The 18109-nt window shown below is 63.0% G+C and carries 20 protein-coding genes and 2 pseudogenes; 12 read left to right on the top strand and 10 right to left on the bottom strand.

Features of this window, described 5'->3' with window-relative positions; genetic code table 11:
* Window positions 1-178: 178 nt before the first annotated feature.
* Entirely contained in the window at window positions 179-1687 is a 1509-nt protein-coding gene (locus BTH_RS01955) for a S8 family peptidase (RefSeq protein ID WP_011400890.1), read from the bottom strand.
* Between the two features lie 588 nt (window positions 1688-2275).
* Window positions 2276-2584 carry a hypothetical protein gene (locus tag BTH_RS01950; protein ID WP_223297091.1) on the bottom strand — a complete coding sequence of 103 codons (309 nt, stop codon included), beginning with the start codon at window positions 2582-2584 and terminating at the stop codon, window positions 2276-2278.
* A 537-nt stretch (window positions 2585-3121) separates the two neighbouring features.
* Between BTH_RS01950 and BTH_RS01945 the strand changes: the two genes are divergently transcribed.
* The 3 genes from BTH_RS01945 (at window position 3122) to BTH_RS01935 (ending at window position 5757) form a co-directional block, all read left to right on the top strand.
* Window positions 3122-3814 (top strand): heavy metal response regulator transcription factor, encoded by a 693-nt coding sequence (locus BTH_RS01945; protein ID WP_009895231.1) that lies wholly within the window; start codon window positions 3122-3124, stop codon window positions 3812-3814.
* Entirely contained in the window at window positions 3811-5265 is a 1455-nt protein-coding gene (locus BTH_RS01940; protein ID WP_025370093.1) for a heavy metal sensor histidine kinase, read from the top strand. The genes BTH_RS01945 and BTH_RS01940 overlap by 4 nt, the downstream gene beginning before the upstream one ends.
* Before the next feature lie 150 nt (window positions 5266-5415).
* Window positions 5416-5757 (top strand): BPSS1996 family virulence factor, encoded by a 342-nt coding sequence (locus BTH_RS01935; protein WP_009895223.1) that lies wholly within the window; start codon window positions 5416-5418, stop codon window positions 5755-5757.
* A gap of 153 nt (window positions 5758-5910) precedes the next feature.
* On the opposite strand, the gene blaOXA is transcribed toward BTH_RS01935, so the two are convergent.
* From blaOXA to BTH_RS01905, 6 genes and pseudogenes are all read right to left on the bottom strand, one after another.
* On the bottom strand, window positions 5911-6720 hold the full coding sequence (blaOXA, locus tag BTH_RS01930; protein ID WP_009895222.1) for an OXA-42 family class D beta-lactamase: 810 nt from the start codon (window positions 6718-6720) through the stop codon (window positions 5911-5913).
* Window positions 6721-6748: 28 nt separating this feature from the next.
* Window positions 6749-7249, bottom strand: coding sequence for a hypothetical protein (locus BTH_RS01925; protein WP_009895220.1), 501 nt, complete (start codon window positions 7247-7249; stop codon window positions 6749-6751).
* A 366-nt stretch (window positions 7250-7615) separates the two neighbouring features.
* A pseudogene (locus BTH_RS34745) lies at window positions 7616-8290 on the bottom strand (YncE family protein); the annotation flags it as partial.
* Window positions 8291-8391: 101 nt separating this feature from the next.
* A pseudogene (locus BTH_RS34900) lies at window positions 8392-8634 on the bottom strand (hypothetical protein); the annotation flags it as partial.
* 374 nt (window positions 8635-9008) lie between these two features.
* Window positions 9009-9446: a hypothetical protein gene (locus tag BTH_RS01910; protein ID WP_009907198.1), complete on the bottom strand. Its 438-nt coding sequence runs from the start codon at window positions 9444-9446 to the stop codon at window positions 9009-9011.
* Between the two features lies 1 nt (window position 9447).
* Window positions 9448-9642, bottom strand: a complete 195-nt coding sequence (locus tag BTH_RS01905) for a hypothetical protein (protein ID WP_009895209.1) — start codon at window positions 9640-9642, stop codon at window positions 9448-9450.
* 66 nt (window positions 9643-9708) lie between these two features.
* Here BTH_RS01905 and BTH_RS01895 point away from each other — a divergent pair.
* The 3 genes from BTH_RS01895 to BTH_RS29435 all read left to right on the top strand — a co-directional run bounded on the left by BTH_RS01895 (window position 9709) and on the right by BTH_RS29435 (window position 13386).
* A protein-coding gene (locus tag BTH_RS01895; RefSeq protein ID WP_085952878.1) for an IS3-like element ISButh2 family transposase occupies window positions 9709-10919 on the top strand; the annotation gives its coding sequence in 2 pieces (ribosomal slippage) (window positions 9709-10024 and window positions 10024-10919; 1212 coding nt in all).
* Window positions 10920-11719: 800 nt separating this feature from the next.
* A complete protein-coding gene (locus BTH_RS01885; RefSeq protein WP_009895207.1) occupies window positions 11720-12208 on the top strand; it encodes a DUF411 domain-containing protein in 489 nt (162 codons plus the stop codon).
* Between the two features lie 806 nt (window positions 12209-13014).
* Window positions 13015-13386, top strand: a complete 372-nt coding sequence (locus BTH_RS29435; RefSeq protein WP_009895203.1) for a DUF488 domain-containing protein — start codon at window positions 13015-13017, stop codon at window positions 13384-13386.
* Here BTH_RS29435 and BTH_RS34215 read toward each other — a convergent pair.
* Complete coding sequence (locus tag BTH_RS34215) at window positions 13383-13526, bottom strand: hypothetical protein (RefSeq protein ID WP_009907195.1); 144 nt, start codon at window positions 13524-13526, stop codon at window positions 13383-13385. The two genes, BTH_RS29435 and BTH_RS34215, sit on opposite strands and share 4 nt — an antisense overlap.
* Window positions 13527-13564: 38 nt before the next feature.
* Between BTH_RS34215 and BTH_RS01875 the strand changes: the two genes are divergently transcribed.
* The 6 genes from BTH_RS01875 (at window position 13565) to BTH_RS01850 (ending at window position 16507) form a co-directional block, all read left to right on the top strand.
* Entirely contained in the window at window positions 13565-13765 is a 201-nt protein-coding gene (locus tag BTH_RS01875; protein ID WP_009895200.1) for a hypothetical protein, read from the top strand.
* Window positions 13766-14118: 353 nt separating this feature from the next.
* The gene (locus BTH_RS01870; protein WP_009895199.1) at window positions 14119-14826 is read left to right on the top strand and encodes a succinate dehydrogenase iron-sulfur subunit; all 708 of its coding nucleotides are present in this window, start codon (window positions 14119-14121) and stop codon (window positions 14824-14826) included.
* 17 nt (window positions 14827-14843) lie between these two features.
* Window positions 14844-15191 (top strand): cupin domain-containing protein, encoded by a 348-nt coding sequence (locus tag BTH_RS01865; RefSeq protein ID WP_009895198.1) that lies wholly within the window; start codon window positions 14844-14846, stop codon window positions 15189-15191.
* Between the two features lie 68 nt (window positions 15192-15259).
* Window positions 15260-15472: a hypothetical protein gene (locus BTH_RS01860; RefSeq protein ID WP_009895196.1), complete on the top strand. Its 213-nt coding sequence runs from the start codon at window positions 15260-15262 to the stop codon at window positions 15470-15472.
* A gap of 107 nt (window positions 15473-15579) precedes the next feature.
* Window positions 15580-15948, top strand: coding sequence for a carboxymuconolactone decarboxylase family protein (locus tag BTH_RS01855; RefSeq protein WP_025988581.1), 369 nt, complete (start codon window positions 15580-15582; stop codon window positions 15946-15948).
* On the top strand, window positions 15932-16507 hold the full coding sequence (locus BTH_RS01850; protein WP_009895194.1) for a hemerythrin domain-containing protein: 576 nt from the start codon (window positions 15932-15934) through the stop codon (window positions 16505-16507). The genes BTH_RS01855 and BTH_RS01850 overlap by 17 nt, the downstream gene beginning before the upstream one ends.
* 331 nt (window positions 16508-16838) lie before the next feature.
* On the opposite strand, the gene BTH_RS01845 is transcribed toward BTH_RS01850, so the two are convergent.
* Window positions 16839-18098: an IS256 family transposase gene (locus BTH_RS01845; protein ID WP_009891862.1), complete on the bottom strand. Its 1260-nt coding sequence runs from the start codon at window positions 18096-18098 to the stop codon at window positions 16839-16841.
* Window positions 18099-18109: the final 11 nt, after the last annotated feature.

The raw sequence follows: 18109 nt of genomic DNA, 5'->3' as shown, positions 1-18109 counted from the left end.
GCGCATCCGCGACGCGACGCTTCGACGCCGCCGGCCGTGCCGCGCCGGCGGCGTCGCGATGCGGGCGTTGCGCAGGAAAGCGCGTTGCACATCGATTCGCCGCGCCAATGGCCGCATCCCGCATGACGGACATCGGCGCGCGAACGCCAAACCTCCCTGCCGCAACGCCCGCGTTCGCTCACTGCGCGGCGGCGTCGACCGCGTTGCCCGCGTCGAGCAGCCCCGCGCCGCAAGTGCTCGTCGAGCAGTTCGATCCGCTCGGGAACGGGCGCGCGCTCGATTGCAGCCGCTGCAAGACCTGCGAGGGCGACAATGCCGAATTGACCGCGAGCATCAGCGCGATCGTGCCCGCGACGTGCGGCGTCGCCATGCTCGTGCCGTTGTAGCTCGCGAAGCCGTCCGCGCCCGGCGACGTCTTGCCTGCATTGAGCGTCGACAGAATGCCGACGCCCGGCGCGGCGATCTTCACGGCGGCGCCGTAATTGCTGAAGCTCGCGCGCGCGCCCTTGCTGTCGATCGCGCCGACCGCGATCACGCCCTGACAATTCGCCGGCTGCGTCGTCGACACCGGGCCGCCGTCGTTGCCTGCCGCCACGACGACGTTCGCGCCGCGCGACGTGATCTCGTTGATCGCGTTCTGGTACGTCGAGCTGCACGTGCGGCCGTATCCGCCGAGGCTCAGGTTCAACACCTTCGCCGGATTCGGATTCGACGGCGCACCCGGCACCGGCAGGCCCGCCGCCCAGCGCATGCCGTCGACGATGTCGCTCAGCATGCCGCCGCACTTGCCGAGCACGCGCACGGGCAGCACCTTGCCGGCCCACGAGATGCCTGCAACGCCGGCGCCGTTGTTCGTCACCGCGCCGATCGTGCCCGCGACGTGCGTGCCGTGCCACGAGCTGTTGCTCGCGCCGCAGCCGTAGAACGGGCCGCTCGGATCGCCGTCTTCCTGCGCGGTGACCCAGTCGCCGGGGTCCGATGCATCGCCGTCGCGGCCGTTGCCGTCGTTCGCGGTCGGAACATCGGAGATGAAGTCGTAGCCGGGCAGCAGGTTGGCGGCGAGATCCGCATGCGGGCGGTAGCCGGTATCGATGACGCCGACGACGATTCGTGCGGAGCCGGTCGTGCGATCCCATGCGCTCGGCAGGTTCGCGCCGGCTGTCGGATTGAAGTAGCCCCACTGCTCGGAATAGCGCGTGTCGTTCGGCACGGCGAACGGATGCATCCACGCATCGGGCTCCGCATATTCGATCGCGCCGTCCGCCGCGAAATCGCGTGCGAGCCCCTCGGCTTGCGCGAGCGACACGCGACGTTGCAACGACAGCACGGTCGCGCCGCCCGACATGTCGCGCTTGATGCGAATGCCCGCGGCCGGATCGCCCGGATTGCCGGGCGCGGATGCGGCGGCCGAGCCGAATGCGCGCCCCGCCGCGCGCGCCTTGCGTGCGGCGAGCACGCGATCGATCACCGCCTGAACGTCGGCGTGCGCGGTCTTCGCGGCCATCGCGTCGGGCGACGTCTTCGCGGCGCGCAGCTTGACGATCATCTGATCGACCGCATCGGCCGGCCCCGGAACCCGAGGCGCAACTGCGGTTTCCGCTCGCGCGACCGAAGCGGGACCGGCCAGCGCGGCGCACAGCGCGACCATCCCAATAGAAGCAGTACGAATCAATATTGACATTGACATGCCCATGCTCCCCCAAACGGAATTGAACGGAATGAGGCGACGGTGTCGTGCTGCAGCCGCTTGCTTCGCTGCGCCGCCGGCAAGAAAAGACGCACCGCGCCGATGCGGCCGACGGCACGCGACCGGACGGCGTGTTGCCGACAAACCGGTTGCGGTCGACCGAACCGTCCGGCTGCGCGAGCCGGACGGTTCGTCTTCCGTCAGATCTGCGTCATGGGAACGCGCGCAACGGTGCCCCGTTACGTCTGCCCCACCCTCTCAGGTTCTTTTGCCGCGTTTGTATTTATCGGTACGTCTTTGCGACTCGTCAGGCCCGCATCAAGCATTCGCCGTGCCGTTCGACGACGGCGAACTCGGATTACATTCTTGTTCCTCGATATCGACACGAGATGACGAACGGTGCGCCACACGCCGGATCGGCGAACCCGCCGGCGCCGGCCATTGTCGGCGCGAATCGCCCGCCTGTCCGCGATACGGCGCGCCGCGCCGCCCGGTCTCGTTTCTTTCCAGAAGCTTGCATAAAACTTATCTCGCTGAAATCCGCGTGTCAAACATTTTTAGTCGATACCAAAAAATGTTTCACTCCAATTACCGGCGGAGAATCGCTTTCCGCTTGCGGGCGCAATCGCGCGCCATGCCGAGTGCGGACATCCGCTTCGCGGCGGGCCGTTTCTCCACGTGTCCGATTTCGTAGAAGAAAATGGCGATTGCGCAAAAAATCGCCGCCTGAATACGCATCGGCGAGAGATTTTCGGGTGCCGAATCGTGCACGACGGAACGGCTTTTCTTCACACGTTCCGCGCGCGATGCGTCTGCCGTCTCGCGCTTGCGCCCATCGCGCACCGGCCACACGCGCACATTCCCTCGCAGGCCGGCATTCTCATGAGGTTTCGTCAACGGTTGACGCTTCATTCGAAGCGGAAATCACCAATCGATGGTGTCTCGCGGCAAATCAAATCGGCTCGTGCGGCGCAACAAGCTATTTCAAGCCGAATATCCCCACGCTTTACAAGGGCTATCGCCGATCAATCGCATGCGCCGCTCGTGACGATCGAGACTTTTCATCGCGTACATGCACATCGCATTTCTTCGATTTTCCCGATCGCGGCCGCGATTCTCGTTTTCGCTCCCTCACGTCGCGAGACGGCACATCGGCATCGACGCATCGGATCGATTGTCGTCGCGACCGCATGACATTCTTGTCATGTTCGATCGACACGGGCGCTCGTCTCATGCTTCATCGCTCGCGCGCGTCCGCTTCCACGCGTTGCACGTTCGTGCCGTCCATTGGTTCTCGGATGCGACGTTTTATCGCGGCATTCACCGGCAAAGAACGAATTTCGAATCAGACGTTTAATCATGGACACCGAAATGTTGAACTGTGAACGACACGCATTCTCAAAGAAAACTTAACGTGTTCTTAATGAGTTTGAAATGAAGGTCCTGATCGTAGAAGACGAGCCGAAGACGGGCATGTATTTGAAGCGTGGGCTTACGGAGGCGGGTTTCGTCTGCGACTGGACACAGGACGGCATCAGCGGTCTGCACCAGTTGCAGACGGAGAACTACGATCTCGCGATCCTCGACGTGATGCTGCCCGGCTGCGACGGATGGACGGTGGTGCGCGAGCTGCGCAGAACGCATCGCACGCCGGTGCTGTTCCTCACCGCGCGCGATCACGTCGACGATCGCGTGAAAGGCCTCGAACTCGGCGGCGACGACTATCTCGCGAAGCCGTTCGATTTCGCCGAGTTGCTCGCACGCGTGCGCTCGCTGCTCCGCCGCGGGCAATCAAGCGACGCGCCGGTGCTGCGCGTCGCGAATCTCGAGCTCGATCTCGTCCAGCGCAAGGCGCGCCGCCAGGGCAGCACGATTCTGCTCACCTCGAAGGAATTCCTGCTGCTGTGGCTGCTGATGCGCCGGCAGGGCGAGATCCTGCCGCGCTCGCTGATCGCCTCGCAAATCTGGGACATCAACTTCGACAGCGATTCGAACGTCGTCGATGCGGCGATCAAGCGCGTGCGGGCGAAGGTCGATCAGGACTACGAGCCCAAGCTGATCCACACGGTGCGCGGAATGGGATATGTTCTCGAGCAGCGGGGCGAGCCGTGCGAATCGTGCGCATGATGCGCCGTCTCAAGCCGCGCACGATGCGCGCGCGGCTTGCGATCAAGTTCGCGTTGTCCACGTCGGTTCTGCTCGCGATCAGCGGGCTGCTGTTGTACGAAACGCTCACGCGCACGTTCGCGTATTCGTCGGAACGCGCGATGGAGACGACGCTCGCCGGCGTCGTCGCGCACATCGGCGAGGCGCGCAGCATCGCCGAGCTGCGCGAGAAGGGAACCAAGTTCTACTACTCGTTCCATAGCGACGAAAAAGTCGATTTCGCGATCTACGACGCACAGGGCGCCGCCTACATGCAAAGCGGCTGGTACGTGCCGTACGGCGGCGTGCAGCAGGCGAAGCCCGGCCCCGATCCCACGATCGTCGACGACAAGCGCAACGCGAAGCGCTATCTCGTCGCCGACACGCGCCTCGCCGGCAATCCGGGCTCTGCGCTGCGCGTCGCGGTTCAGTACGACTTCCGTCGCGAGCAGTCGCTGCTGCGCACGTGTGCGATCAGCATCGTCGCGATCATTCTCGTCGGCACCGCCATCGCGGCAACCGTCGCTTACTGGATCGCCGCATACGCGCTCATGCCGCTACGCCGCTTCGCCGCGCAGGCCGATCAGATCTCGAGCAGCCGTCTCGCGCAGCCGCTCGCCGAAACGGAAATGGCAGGCGAGCTCAGAGAGCTCGCGGTGTCGTTCAACCGGATGCTCGTGCGGCTCAACGCTTCGTTCACGCGGCTGAAGGAATATTCGTCCGATCTCGCGCACGACATGCGCACGCCGCTCACCAACCTGCTCGCCGAAGCGCAGGTCGCGCTGTCGCAGCGGCGATCGGTCGACGAATATCGTCAGGTGATCGAATCGAGCGTCGAGGAGTATCAGCGTCTCGCGAGGATGGTCGACGACATGCTGTTCCTCGCGCGCGCGGACGGCCGCCAAAACAAGCTCGACATCGAGCCGATCGACGCCTATGCGATGGCCGACCGGCTCGTCCGCTACTACGAGACGGTCGCCGAGGATCGCGGCATCGAGATCGCCGTCGAAGGCGAGGCGAGCTTCAGCGGCGATTCGATCCTCGTGCAGCGGGCGCTGAGCAATCTGCTGTCCAATGCGATCCGTCATGCGCCCGATCACTCGACGGTCGTCGTCCGCTGCGAGCAGTCGGAGCGGGACGTCGTGATCGCCGTGACCGACACCGGCCGCGGGCTCGAAGGCGTGCATCTGCCGCGGATCTTCGATCGCTTCTACCGCGTCGATCCTTCGCGATACGATTCGGCGTCGGGCACCGGGCTCGGGCTGGCGATCGTGCGCTCGATCATGACCGAGCACGGCGGCGATTGCTGGGTCGAAAGCATGCCGAACGTCTCCACGACGTTCTTCCTGCGTTTTCCTCGTGAACACGTGGCCGACCGCGGCGATTGCCCGCCGCCGGATCATGATTCGCGTTGGCATCTCGAACCGACTTGAGTCATTTCGCGAATTATTTTAAATTCGATTTCAGCCTTTTCATCAAAATGACAAAAACTTCATAACAAGGTCACGCTGGCGGAGGGCCCGCCGTTCAAAATGTCAATCATCGAATCCCCCTTCTGGGTTCGACATTGATATGGAGAACATATGAAAGCCACATTCCTTACTGTCGCCCTCGCCGCCGCGTTCGTTTCGCCTGCGGCATTCGCGGACGCACCGGTCGGGAAAACACGCGCTCAGGTCTATCAGGAGCTGATCGAAGCGAAAGCCAACGGGCTCGACTACGTGACCGATGCGTCATATCCGGAGATCTCGCCGCTCTACGCACCGCGCTTCGCGAACAAGGCCAAGCCGCAGCAACCGACGCACGCGGTCGCCGATACGCGCGGCGATGCGCAGGCTGGCTCGTCGGGCAACCTGTCGGAAGCGGCTCAGGACGAGCGCTGCGTCGGCCCGCGGACGTTCTGCAACCCGTATGCCGGGTCCTGAGCGCCATGGCTGCGTCCCGCGTGAGCGCGGATGAAACGTGCGGCAGGCCATCTCGCGATGCCTGCCGCTTTCTGCCGTCCACGAGTACCGCCCCGCCGCCGAACCGAACCCACAGCGCGCAACGGCTCGACGGCGAGCATGCCCGCCGTCGCGTCAGCGGGTGGCGAGAAGCCGGGGCAAGTCGCGCAGGAATGCCTCGCGCGTGCGTATGCCGGTGGAAACCGGCTGCTTGCGCTCGTCCTGCATGAGACGCGCGAACACCAGTGTCTGATTGCCGCGCGTGATCCAGCCAACGAACCAGCCGAATCCATGCGCCCAGTCGCGCGTGCCGTCGGCCAGCAGCGGATAAGCCGCGCCGGTTTTGCCATGCACGACGGTTCCGTCGGCAAGCGTTGTCGCCTCGACGATTCGCTCCGTCATGTCGACGGCGTTCGGCGACACGGGCAGCTTGCGGTTGAGCATCTTGCTCAGGAATCTCAGCTGTTCGAGCGGAGAGATCTGCAGCGACGAGCCGATCCACGAGCGATCGAGACCGTTGTTCTTGCCGGGATCGCCGGACACGTCCGCATTGCCGTAGTCGAACGCCTTCGCATAACGCGCGAAGCGCTGCGCGCCGAGATGGTGTGCCACCTGCTGTGAATACCACACGACCGAATACTTGAGCCAGCGCGTCGGATCGGTCGGCTGCTTCCAGGCTTCGCCGCCCCACGCGATGTAAGTGTCGCGATACGGCAGCACCGGGTCATGCTCGTTGCGCAGGAAGCCTGCGTCGTAGCCCATCAGGCTGATCGCGATCTTGAACGTCGACGCGGGCGACGCGCGGCGGCTGCAATCGCCGTCCTGCAACAGCAGCTTGCCCGTGCCCGCATCGGCGATCGCCGTGCAGATCGTCTTCGCATGCGCCGACGCGGCGATGCAACCCAGCAAAACGAATGCGCTCGACAGCGCGTGTCGGAATTTCATTGTTGTTCCGCAAAGAGTAGGGAATGACTCATCGTTCGGCCCGAACGATCGAGCCGACGATTTTATAGCCGGCCGCCACTCCCGCGCTGAGCGGATACGATTTGTTCGCCAGAATCACGACGCCGACCTGCTTCAGCGGCAGCGGCGGCTTGAACGGCGTGGCTGCGACAGCCTTGCCGATCAGGTCATTGCTCGCGAGCGGCGCGTCGATGCTCTCCGGATACGGCTCCCAGATCAGGCTCTGGATCATGCCTCGCGCGTCTTGGTAGCCGACGCGCGTCGCATTCACCGCGCGCGCCCATTTTTTGCCGAGCGGCACGAGCCCCATGTTCGCGCCGACGAACCGACTCCGATCCGCCATGCACGACCCGACGCCGTACGCTTCGGACGCGAGCACGCTGGCCTTCAGCCAGATCGGCTCGTTCCGCTTCGAATAGCCTTGCGCATCGTCGCCGCGCCGCGAACGGCGCGAGATCCGAAAGGCAAAACGGATCGGCGCAAGGCCGATCCGCTCTCCTATTGCGCGCAACCCGCCGTGCGGGCGCCGCTTGACAGCGCGCGCGGCGCACCGCCGGCCGCCGAACCGCGTTCACGTCATCCGCGCAACGCGCCCTTCGCCTGTGACACCTTCACGTCGTCATCATCGCCGCGCCGGCGCGGCGCGGCACGCTCGCCGACGCGCACCGGATACGCGCGACCGCTCATCAGCCCCTTCCAGAGCACCTTGTTGCACGCGACTGCATCGACGCGATCCTCGACCGAGAAATCCATGCCGCGCGTCGCGAGCGCCCAATAGCGCATCCTGTGCGTCGGATCGAGCGCCGCCGTCTTGATGTCGCCCGGCGGAATCGGCAGTTGCGTGTTCGCGAGCCGGCCGGACGCCGCCGCCTTGAAGCATCACGTGCTTGATCTTCTTGCGCAATGCGGCCATCGTCGTGATATCGTTCGGCGTGAGCGCCGCGTTGACGCTGTTGTTGTTCGCCACCTGCGTCGTCAGCAGATCGAGCGTCTTGCCGCCGGGTGCCGGCATCCACATCGGGCTGCTCTTGCTCAGTTGTTCGATGTACTGATTCTCGACGAGCTTCACCGGCGTACTCTTCACCGGACACGGCACGGTGCGGCCACTGTCCATGCAGTTGCCCGGGTTCGGGCCCGGCATGTTCTTCGTGTAGACAACGGACAACGCATTCGCTGCGCCAACCGCGAGGTCGGACGGGTAACAGCCGGTCGGAATCAGGCCGGTGACGGCGGGCGACGCGCCTGCGAGCGAAATCACCGCGACATCGTTCGTACCGAGGTTCGTCGCGTACAGCGTGTGCTCGTCGGCGGACAGCATGAGCCCGTTCGGCGACGCGCCGCGATACTGCATCTCGGTGACGAGCCTCGCGGGCGCGACCGTCGACACGATCTTGCTCGCGGCGGTATCGATCACGGACACGACGTCCGCATTGTCGGGCGCGACGTAGAGGCGCGACAGCGCCGCGTTCAGCACCATCTTGTTCGGATGGCCCTTGGCCGGAATGCGCGCAACGACCTGCGGCGCATTCGTCGCGACATCGCCGGCGACGATCGCCAGCCGTGTCAGCGGCCGGCCTGCGACAGTTGCTGCGCCATCTCGCGGCCGTGCTTGCCCATCCAGATGCTGTGCCAAGCATGTTGAGCGGCGCTTTGCTTGACGGTCAACGCGGTTTTCGATTCGGCTTCGTGCTGCTCGTCGTGGAACTCGTACGTGCCCGCCTTCAACGAACCGATGTAGACATCGGCTTGCTTGCCGGCAGGAATCGTGAAATCCGCCGGCGCGAATTTGCGATCCCTGAGCGTCAGGCCGTGCGCGTCGGCCGCGGCGAATGCGGGCGTCGCCGAAGCGAAGACCACGAGCGCACGCGCGTCGCGCAGGCGAAGAAGCGTCGCGATCTGGGAGCATTGCGCACTTCGTCGATCCGACAAAGCGCCTGCCGCCTTCCGGTACATTTGATGAACGCCATCGGCGGCGGTCGGTCTCGGCGGCACGCAGTTCGATCACACGCGATCGGCAATATCGAAAGGCAGTCGTACGAATGATGGTTGACGTTCGGACCCCGGTGCACGTCGACCACCGCCGGCTCGCATCATCGCGCCGCTAGCGGCATGATTGACAGCTTCGCTACCTACGGGCGGAATCGGCTTGGCGCGCGTTGCGTTGCCACGCGCGTCGGCGCCGCCCTCCGCCCGGCCATGCACGATGCATGCCGCATTCGGCGGCATCGTCCGATGCGCTCGCCTTCCTCGAAACCGTCACGCCGGGCGCGCTAACCGGCATGCGGCTCATAAATGACGACCGGGCATTGCGTGCAGGCGGCGCTCGCATGCTGCGCGTACCACCTGCACGTGCTTCGAATGCCGCACTTCGGCAATCCTGCTTCCGGCGGCGCGAGCACCACGGGTTCCTTCACGATCGCATCGACGAGGCCGCAGCGATGCCCGGACCACTGCGCGCATTTTCCGCCCAGGCACGGGCCGAGAAATCGGACTCGGTTTTCGAGCGGCACGCCATTTGCACGCAGACCGTCGAGCAATTCACTGCTGATCGGGATCTTCGGGCTGATATAGGCGACGGTCCCGCTGTCCATCACCGCGCCCAGCACCGCCGAAGCCGACTCGGCCGGCGCGCTTGGGCAGGTGCCGAGCGACGCGCGGTCCGCATCCACCGGCACTGCGCCGGCGGCGCTTCCTCCGGCCGGCGTCATCTTATTCCCCGATCCGTTCTTGCTCGGCCACCCTGAGCAGGCGCTCCGCCTCTTCGGCGACGATGATGCGCCCGCCGTTCGGCAGCACGACATTCCACGCGGGCCCCTTGATCTGCGGGGCGTTCTCGCCGACGAGCGCGGTGAGCAGCGCGATGTTCAGTTGCGCGGTGGAACGGCCCCCTGAATCTCCGGACACAGTCTCCCGCTTAAACTAACGGGTAGGCATAGGACTGTGTTTTTGACTAACACCAGGCAGGAAGTGATGGAAGTGTTGACGGGCCCGGAGCGTCGGCGGCGCTGGACGGCGGAACAGAAGCTGGCGATGGTTCGCGAGAGTTTGGAGCCGGGGACGTCGGTTTCGATGGTCGCGCGCCAGCACGGCGTGAACCCGAACCAGCTGTTCCACTGGCGCAAGCTGTACCAGGACGGGAGCCTGTCAGCAGTCAAGGCTGGCGAGGAAGTAGTTCCGGCATCGGAGCTGGCCGACGCGCTCAAGCAGATTCGCGAGCTGCAACGGATGCTCGGCAAAAAGACCATGGAGAACGAGATTCTCCGGGAAGCAGTCGAGTACGGCCGAGCAAAAAAATGGATAGCGCACTCGCCCTTGCTGCCGGAGGACGGCCAGTGAAACTGGTTTGTGAAGTTCTCGGCGTGTCGCGCTCGAACGTATCGGCACGACTGTCGCGCCCGGCGACGTGGCGCGATGGCCGTCAATCGAGACAGGCCGACGATGCGAGCGTGGTCGAGGAAATCCGCCGTGTCGTCGGCGATTTGCCCAGCTATGGCTATCGCCGGGTTTGGGGCACGTTGCGCAACGAGCGTGTTGCCGTTGGGCTGGTGCCGTTCAATGCCAAGCGCATCTATCGCGTCATGCGTACGCACGGGCTACTGATGCAGCGCCGACCGATTCCACCTCGGCCGCAACGTCGCCATGACGGCAAGGTGGCTGTCGGTCGCAGCAATCAGCGATGGTGCTCCGACGGCTTCGAGTTTCGCTGCGACAACGGCGAGCCGCTGCGCGTAACGTTCGCGCTGGACTGCTGTGACCGCGAGGCGATGAGTTGGGCGGCCACGACGGCAGGCCATAGCGGCGACATCGTGCGCGACGTGATGCTGGCTGCGGTGGAAAATCGTTTCGGCAATGCGTTGCATACGCCATCCGAAATCGAGTGGTTGAGCGACAACGGTTCGGGCTACACGGCCGACGACACGCGCCGGTTTGCGATGGACATAGGCCTGAAGCCGTTGACCACGCCGGTGTGCAGCCCGCAAAGTAACGGCATGGCTGAGAGCTTCGTGAAAACCATGAAGCGCGATTACGTCGCCTTCATGCCGAAGCCGGACGCGGCGACCGCTGCACACAATCTGGCCATCGCGTTCGAGCATTACAACGAGAAGCATCCCCATAGCGCGCTGAAATACCGCTCGCCTCGCGAGTTCCGGCGCTCGATGGATTCAGCAACCTTAGTGTGAAGCTGTGTCCGGGATTACAGGGTCAATTCCACGCGGACGCATGCGCGATTTGTTTGCCGTCCAACGCCGCGCCCGAAACCGTAATTTTGAATTCGGTTGGTTTCATAGTTATCTCCACAGGCTATTTCAGTTGTTGATGACCTGCACCGGGGCCTTTGTTTTTTGCGCTGCATAACGGATTAAAAATAGTTCATTGAAACTGGCAAGTCAAAATTCGATCATTTACGTGCAAATTAGATTACCGAATTAAGTGATTGGATAATGCATCGCCGGCATTCGGGCGGCGCGGCACGCGTGCGAAGTCTCGTCGCGGCATCCGCCGGCTGCCGGCCGCAGGCATCGGAGGCAATCGCCAAAGAATCGGCACGTTGCCTCGTGCCGCGACGATGCGGGTGCGGTCGAAAGATGAATCGCGCGACGCAAGATCGATCGCCGAGACGCTGCCCACTCCGCATCGTGCGATCCGTCACGGATCGACAATCGGCCTGACGCATCAAATAGCGAATACGGCGAGATCGACGCGGACATAAACCACCCGGCTCCGAACCGATTTCATGTTCGCCCGGCCTGCTGACGGCATGGAACGGCCCCGGAATCCGGCCGGGCGCAAATCGACATGTGACGCAATGCCGCAGCAGCAATGGGCGCCTGCCGGCGCGGGAGAGCCGATATCCGCGCGATGGCTCGTTACAATGATCTCGAATTGCGATCGACCGCCGCCACTCGTCCGGCGCCATACGCACGGGCGACGACCAGCGGCGCAATCGATTCCCTCTCCCTTCACTCGAACGAAAATCGTCATGGCCCAACGCCCCGAAGACAAACCGGTTTCACACGCGCGACGCGCGATTGCGGCTGGCCTCGCGCTGCTGCCCGTCGTCGCGTTTGCACAGAAGACGGTGGCAAAACCCGTCGTCCAGGTATGGAAAACGCCCACTTGCGGATGCTGCGAGGACTGGCTGTCGCATCTGAAGAACAATGGCTTCGATGTGGCCGTGCACAACGTCGAGGACACGTCCGACGTGCGGCAAAAGGTCGGGATGCCGGAACGTTTTGCGTCGTGCCACACGGGCGTCGTGCAGGGCTACGCGCTCGAGGGCCACGTGCCCGCTCGCGAGATCAAGCGGCTTTTGCGCGAGAAGCCGAATGCGGTCGGGCTCGCCGTGCCCGCGATGCCGATCGGCTCGCCGGGAATGGATGGCCCGGCGTACAACGGGCGCCACATGCCGTACGACGTGCTGCTGATTCGGCGCGGCGGGCAGTCGAGCGTTTACCAGTCGTATAGTTGACCGGCTGAGCGGCGTTTCAGGCAAGGGGCGGACGCAGGGCGCGGCCGGCGGTGCTTCGGACATTCACGGATTGCGCCGATGTCGATGCGTTTCGATTACCCGCCCTCGGCTTGTATTTACACGGCGCGCGCCAAAGAAAAATCAACGAATCCCGCAGCGCGGATGAAAGCTCGCTTCTTGCAAGGCTTAGGAGAACGCCATCGCAGGGCAAGTGAGCCGACAACGCGCATCGTGCCCGGCACGCCGCTTGCGCGTCTTGCGTAGGCGTGTGCCTTGGGGCTGCACCACCGAACGGCGGCCAGGGCTCCCCCTGGCCGTTTTTCATTTCGATGATACGAGCGCCCGGCGCCTGCGGCCTGTGCCGACGGTCGAGCGATCACATCCCGATCTGCTGCCTGCCGAGAATCGGTTCGTTGACCTATTATGAAATGAGGACACGGATGACCGAAGTAGGCGGCCCGACTCCCGAAACAAGCGTGAGACGCCGCGGCGATCCCCGAGCGGGACGTTGAGCTCGGCAAGCCGACCCGCAGCGCCACGCAGCTCATCTAGGCACATGGCGAATTTCTCGCGTTGCTGATGGCACGACATCAAGGACACCAGATTGAACTGCTCTCAAGCGTCTAGCGGCACCAGTGCGCCCAGCGGCTCAGCGCTACAACCTGGCATGGCGTCCGATTCGAGAGCGCTGACGTTGCCGGTCATTCCGCCCTTGATCTCACTTTCCATTTCTCTCAATCGCAACGCTGGGTCGGCACCGACTTTCGCGTTCCTCCGGGAGAGGCCCACACGGGAGTATCGCGATCGTGAAACACGCAATCGAGATTCAACGCGTATATGAACACGCAGGTGATGACGGACATGTTCACTTTCTCGTCGATCGCCTTTGGCCGCGAGGCGTCAAGAAGGAATCGGTGAAACTCGACGCCTGGCTCAAGGACGTCGCGCCCAGCAACGAACTGCGCGACTGGTTCGGGCACGACCCTCAACGTTGGGACGAATTCCGACAACGCTACGAACACGAACTCGATGTCAGCCCCGCCAGTTGGCAACCGATTCTGGACGCCGCCAGGAAAAAGCCCGTAACGCTCTTATATGGTGCGCGAGACACCGAGCATAATCAGGCGGTCGTCCTGCGCGACTATTTGTTGCGCCAGCTCCAACTCCATCGCCATTAGCCGCGGCTTTCCGAATGGTGGCGCTGACGATGGCCGATCATGGCACCGCGCAGCGCTGCTTCGTTCGGCGGCTCCGCACGTTCGTCGCCCGGCGCGCCGCCACTAAGATATTTCATGTCGGCGCGCACCGACGACGGCACTGCACGCATCCACGTTACATAAGAGAACAGGTGGGGCCATGAAATTCAGAACACTCGAAAAACTCAGCGTCGAAGACATACCGAAAATTGCAAACGCCATCATTTCGGTTGACCCCGATGCAAAGATCTCCACGGACGTGCAGTCGAACACGGTCGACGTGGACTCCTGGCTTTTCGCCGAGGAATTCCTCGTCGCGTTCTACGACGCCGGGTATGACGTTCGAATCGCGCAACGCTAGCACGTCAGCTCTCGCCCCCTGCACCGCACATGCCCGTTGGCTCATCCATCCGTGGATGGCCCGTTCCCGATGCGCTCGTTGAGCGCCATGTAATCCCTGCAAACGCAAGAACGGGCGTGACACCTAGGGGTTTGAGCGCCCCACCCTTATATCACATTGTGCTATAAATTTGAGTGGCAGGCATAACCTCCGCTCGCGACGGCGCCTCGGCGGAGTGAACGATGAATTCGGCATGCCGGTGAGCAAGTCGCTCTGCGCAATGCGGTTGGTCTGCACTGACAAGGGGCAGCTCGACGTGCAGGGGAAAACAACACGCGCCGGACACGAGATCCGTTCCACTAAGGAGGAACATCGTGAGTAACACCAGAACCTTTGAAATATTCCGCTACGATCCGGACAGGGACGCCAAACCGTACATGCAGGCGTACGAGATAGAGGTGCCCGCCGGCGACCGGATGTTGCTCGACGTACTCGTCCGCCTCAAGGCACAGGACGAAACGCTGAGCTTTCGGCGTTCGTGTCGCGAAGGCGTATGCGGTTCGGATGCGATGAACATCAACCGCAAGAACGGGCTTGCCTGCATCACCAACCTGAACGACCTCCCCCGCCACACGGTCCTGCGTCCGCTGCCCGGGTTGCCAGTCGTTCGCGACCTGATCGTGGACATGACCGCGTTCTTCAAGCAGTACCACTCGATCAAGCCCTATCTGATCAACGACACTCCGCCGCCCGAACGGGAAAGGCGCCAGTCGCCCGAGGAGCGCGATCAACTCGACGGTTTCTATGAGTGTATTTTGTGCGCGTGCTGTTCCAGCGCGTGCCCCTCGTACTGGTGGAATCCGGACAAATATGTCGGCCCTGCAGGCCTGCTGCAAGCCTATCGCTTTCTGGTCGATTCCCGCGACGAGGGCACGGGCGAGCGACTTGACAATCTTGACGATCCGTATCGCCTCTTCCGGTGTCGGACGATACTGAACTGCACCGATGTCTGTCCGAAGGGGTTGAACCCGGCCAGGGCAATCTCCGAGATCCGGACCATGCTTGCGCGCCGGACGATCTGAGTGCCGTCATTTGACGTATGGAGGCTGCTATGGCGATGCCGCGGGCGACAGCGGGGGAGCTGATCGACGTTCGACCACTCGGTGACGCATTGCCGGGTTCGAAATCCATCACCCTCATGCGGTCGGATCACCTGGAAGTCGTTCGGCTCGTGCTTCCAGCGGGCAAACATATCCCCGAGCATCGAGTGCCCGGAGAAATAACCGTGCAGTGCCTGGAAGGGATCGTCAAATTCGGCACCGATGCGGGAACGCAACTGATGCGCCGCGGAGACATGCTGTTTCTTCAGGGCGGGGAACGACATTGGCTAGAGGCCGCGGAAAACGCCTCCGTGTTAGTGACCCTTTATCTTCCCCACGGTCATTAGGCCAGATGGGGACGGGTCAATAACACGATGGTCGCAAGCCGGGCCGGGAGGGCGATGGGGAGGCAGGAATGAGCGAGCGCGCACGCATCGAGTTCCTGATCGAACGCGACGGGTTGCCGCAGGCCTCCGAGCGGGTGCATCGCACGTTACGCATCTACCGTCGTGCGGTCCTCACCAAGGGACATTACGCGCACGCTCATCCCTACCGGCGGCGCTTCATCGTTGCGTACCTGGAGTTCAAACGATGGTTACGAACGGGCGCCACAGTCCGGCAGGCGTGACTGCAGGCTTCCCGGGAACTTTTTTTGGCGGCGTCGGCAGCGACACGCCGGCCCTGCTTAAGGGTAGCGCTGTCGCCGCCGAACGCCCGCATTTTCGCAAAGGATGAATGATGGAGAACTCAATGTATCCGCAGCCAGGACCGGAAATCGCCAGACGACGCCGGGAACTCGCCCCCGAAGCGCTCGCTGCATTCAGGGCGTTCAGCAACAGCGTTTTTGCCGACGGGGCATTGCCGACGAAGACGAAGCAACTGATCGCGGTGGCCGTCGCGCACGTGACGCAGTGCCCTTATTGCATACGCGGTCACACGAAGGAGGCACTGAAGGCTGGTGCAACGGAGGGCGAGATCATGGAAGCGATCTGGGTCGCAGCCGAAATGCGTGCGGGTGCAGCTTACGCGCATTCGGCACTCGCGCTCGACGCGATGAAGGAGGAAGCGCAGTCGCGCGAGGCCCAGCATGGCGAGCATCATTGACAATCTGATCGCCGAACACCGACGTTTGGAGCGGCTCGTACGACTCCTCGAATGCCAATCGATGCTCCGCGACGCACAGGCGGCCGAGAATGCGGCACTGCTCGTGGATGCGCTCTATTACCTGACACGGTTTCCCGACGTGAACCACCATGCGCTGGAAGACCGCATCATCGACAAGCTGCTGGAGAAGACAGTGTTGCCCCTCGAGTTGGGGGGCGAACTGTCGGCGCAACACGCGACGCTGGCGCGTCAGGGACACGCTTTGATTCAGGATCTCGAATCAATGGTGCGCGATGAAAATATGTCCAGGGAGCTCCTCGAGTTTCGTATCCGATTGTATGCGGAACGACTGCGACATAACATGGCGGTTGAAGAGCTCACGATGTTTCCCATCGCGAAACGTTATCTGGATACCGGCGATTGGTCCTCAATCCTGCAGACAGGCGCACATCGGTCCGCCGACCCGCTTTTCCAAACGCCGGTACACGAGCGCTTTGTGCAGCTTCACCGCATGATCGCAGTCGAAGCCGATTGCGGGTGCAAAGAGGGCAACGCATAGAGCCGCCTTGGACGTGAAGGCGGGCCGGCTGCCGGTTTGAGTGATCCCGCCTTCAGCAAATGATCTACGCCCGAGTTCCCGCCGGTTTGATCCCGGTCGCCGGGTTTATGAGCCAGAAGGTTTGGTTTACTTACTTTTTTTCCGAGAATCCGAGAACTTGCGAGGTTGCCTCGCCGCCTCACCGAGGACCTGCGCTTTGCAAAGCGCAAGTGCAATGACCCAGCGGAACCTGCTCAGGTTAAGCGGCTACCTGCCTGACCAGTCGCTTACGCGGCTTGATCCGCAGGTTCAGGGGGGTATCCGGAATTTCGTGTGTGAGGCGGGTTGAGATTCAGACTCCAATGTTGAATCGTTCCGGGTAAAGCAGTGCGAACTGAGTCATGGCACTCTTCCAATCGTGCCGGGAGCCGGTCCACTTGGCAACGACGTTGCGCAGCGCCAGCCAGATCAGTTTGAGCGCGGCCTCGTCCGACGGGAAGTGGCCGCGCGCCTTGATGATCTTCCGAAGCTGCATGTGCAGCGACTCGATCGCGTTGGTCGTATATACAATTTTCCGGATGTCAGGCGCGAAGGCGTAGAACGGAATCACCTGATCCCAGGCTCGGCGCCAGAGCGCGGCAATCGGAGGGTATTTCGTACCCCACGGGCTCGTATCGAACGCTTCCAGCGCCACGGCGGCCGCTTCGGCCGACGGTGCCCGATAGACCTCCTTGAGCGCCGCTGCGACCGATTTCCTGTCTTTCCAGCTGGCGAAGTCCAGTGAGTTCCGGATCAGATGCACGATGCAGGTCTGGACCGTCGTTTCCGGGAACACCGTGTTGATCGCTTCCGGGAAGCCCTTCAGGCCGTCGACCACGGCGATCAGGATATCCTGCACGCCGCGCAGCTTAAGGTCGTTCACCACCCGCAGCCAGAACTTGGCCCCCTCGGTCTGCTCGATCCAAAGGCCCAACACGTCGCGTGTGCCGTCGCGGCGCACGCCCAGCGCCAGGTAGATCGCCTTGTTGCGGACCACGCCTTCGTCGCGGATCTTGACTCGCAAGGCGTCGAAGAACACGACCGGGTACATCGGCTCGAGCGGCCGCTGCTGCCATTCGCGCACTTCGTCGATCACGGCATCGGTCACCGTACTGATGAAGTCCGGCGACACCTCGATGCCGTACATCTCCAGCAGGAAACCCTGAATCTCCCGCACGCTCATGCCGCGTGCGTACATCGCGATGATCTTGTCGTCAAAGCCGGTGAAGCGTCGCTCGCCCTTGGCGATCAGCACCGGATCGAAGGTGCCTTCTCGGTCGCGCGGAATCTCGACGTCGAGCAGGTCGTCGTCGGTCGTGATGCGCTTGCGGCTGGTGCCGTTGCGGTGGTTCGTGCGGCCTGCCGGCTTGGCATCGCCCTTCTCGTAGCCGAGGTGGTGGGTCAGTTCGCCGCCCAGCGCGCGTTCGAAGATTGCTTTCTTGAGCGCGGCGAGCTGCTCGTTGATCGTTGCCCGATCCAGCGTTCCGGGTACCAGTTGCTTGATCAGTTCCGGGTCCAGGTTCAAGCCCTTGCCCGGTTCAATCGTCACTTCTTCCTTGCGTTTGCGTGGCATAAAGTGGCTCC

It is taken from the genome of Burkholderia thailandensis E264, from assembly GCF_000012365.1.
Classification (GTDB): Bacteria; Pseudomonadota; Gammaproteobacteria; order Burkholderiales; family Burkholderiaceae; genus Burkholderia; species Burkholderia thailandensis.
This window is presented reverse-complemented; position numbering and strand designations above follow the sequence as displayed.

Coding starts and splice junctions, on each gene's coding strand:
- BTH_RS01955 (WP_011400890.1), bottom strand. CDS start 1,687: ATGTCAATGTCAATATTGATTCGTACTGCTTCTATTGGGATGGTCGCG.
- BTH_RS01945 (WP_009895231.1), top strand. CDS start 3,122: ATGAAGGTCCTGATCGTAGAAGACGAGCCGAAGACGGGCATGTATTTG.
- BTH_RS01940 (WP_025370093.1), top strand. CDS start 3,811: ATGATGCGCCGTCTCAAGCCGCGCACGATGCGCGCGCGGCTTGCGATC.
- BTH_RS01935 (WP_009895223.1), top strand. CDS start 5,416: ATGAAAGCCACATTCCTTACTGTCGCCCTCGCCGCCGCGTTCGTTTCG.
- blaOXA (WP_009895222.1), bottom strand. CDS start 6,720: ATGAAATTCCGACACGCGCTGTCGAGCGCATTCGTTTTGCTGGGTTGC.
- BTH_RS01910 (WP_009907198.1), bottom strand. CDS start 9,446: ATGACGCCGGCCGGAGGAAGCGCCGCCGGCGCAGTGCCGGTGGATGCG.
- BTH_RS01885 (WP_009895207.1), top strand. CDS start 11,720: ATGGCCCAACGCCCCGAAGACAAACCGGTTTCACACGCGCGACGCGCG.
- BTH_RS01875 (WP_009895200.1), top strand. CDS start 13,565: ATGAAATTCAGAACACTCGAAAAACTCAGCGTCGAAGACATACCGAAA.
- BTH_RS01865 (WP_009895198.1), top strand. CDS start 14,844: ATGGAGGCTGCTATGGCGATGCCGCGGGCGACAGCGGGGGAGCTGATC.
- BTH_RS01860 (WP_009895196.1), top strand. CDS start 15,260: ATGAGCGAGCGCGCACGCATCGAGTTCCTGATCGAACGCGACGGGTTG.
- BTH_RS01855 (WP_025988581.1), top strand. CDS start 15,580: ATGATGGAGAACTCAATGTATCCGCAGCCAGGACCGGAAATCGCCAGA.
- BTH_RS01850 (WP_009895194.1), top strand. CDS start 15,932: ATGGCGAGCATCATTGACAATCTGATCGCCGAACACCGACGTTTGGAG.
- BTH_RS01845 (WP_009891862.1), bottom strand. CDS start 18,098: ATGCCACGCAAACGCAAGGAAGAAGTGACGATTGAACCGGGCAAGGGC.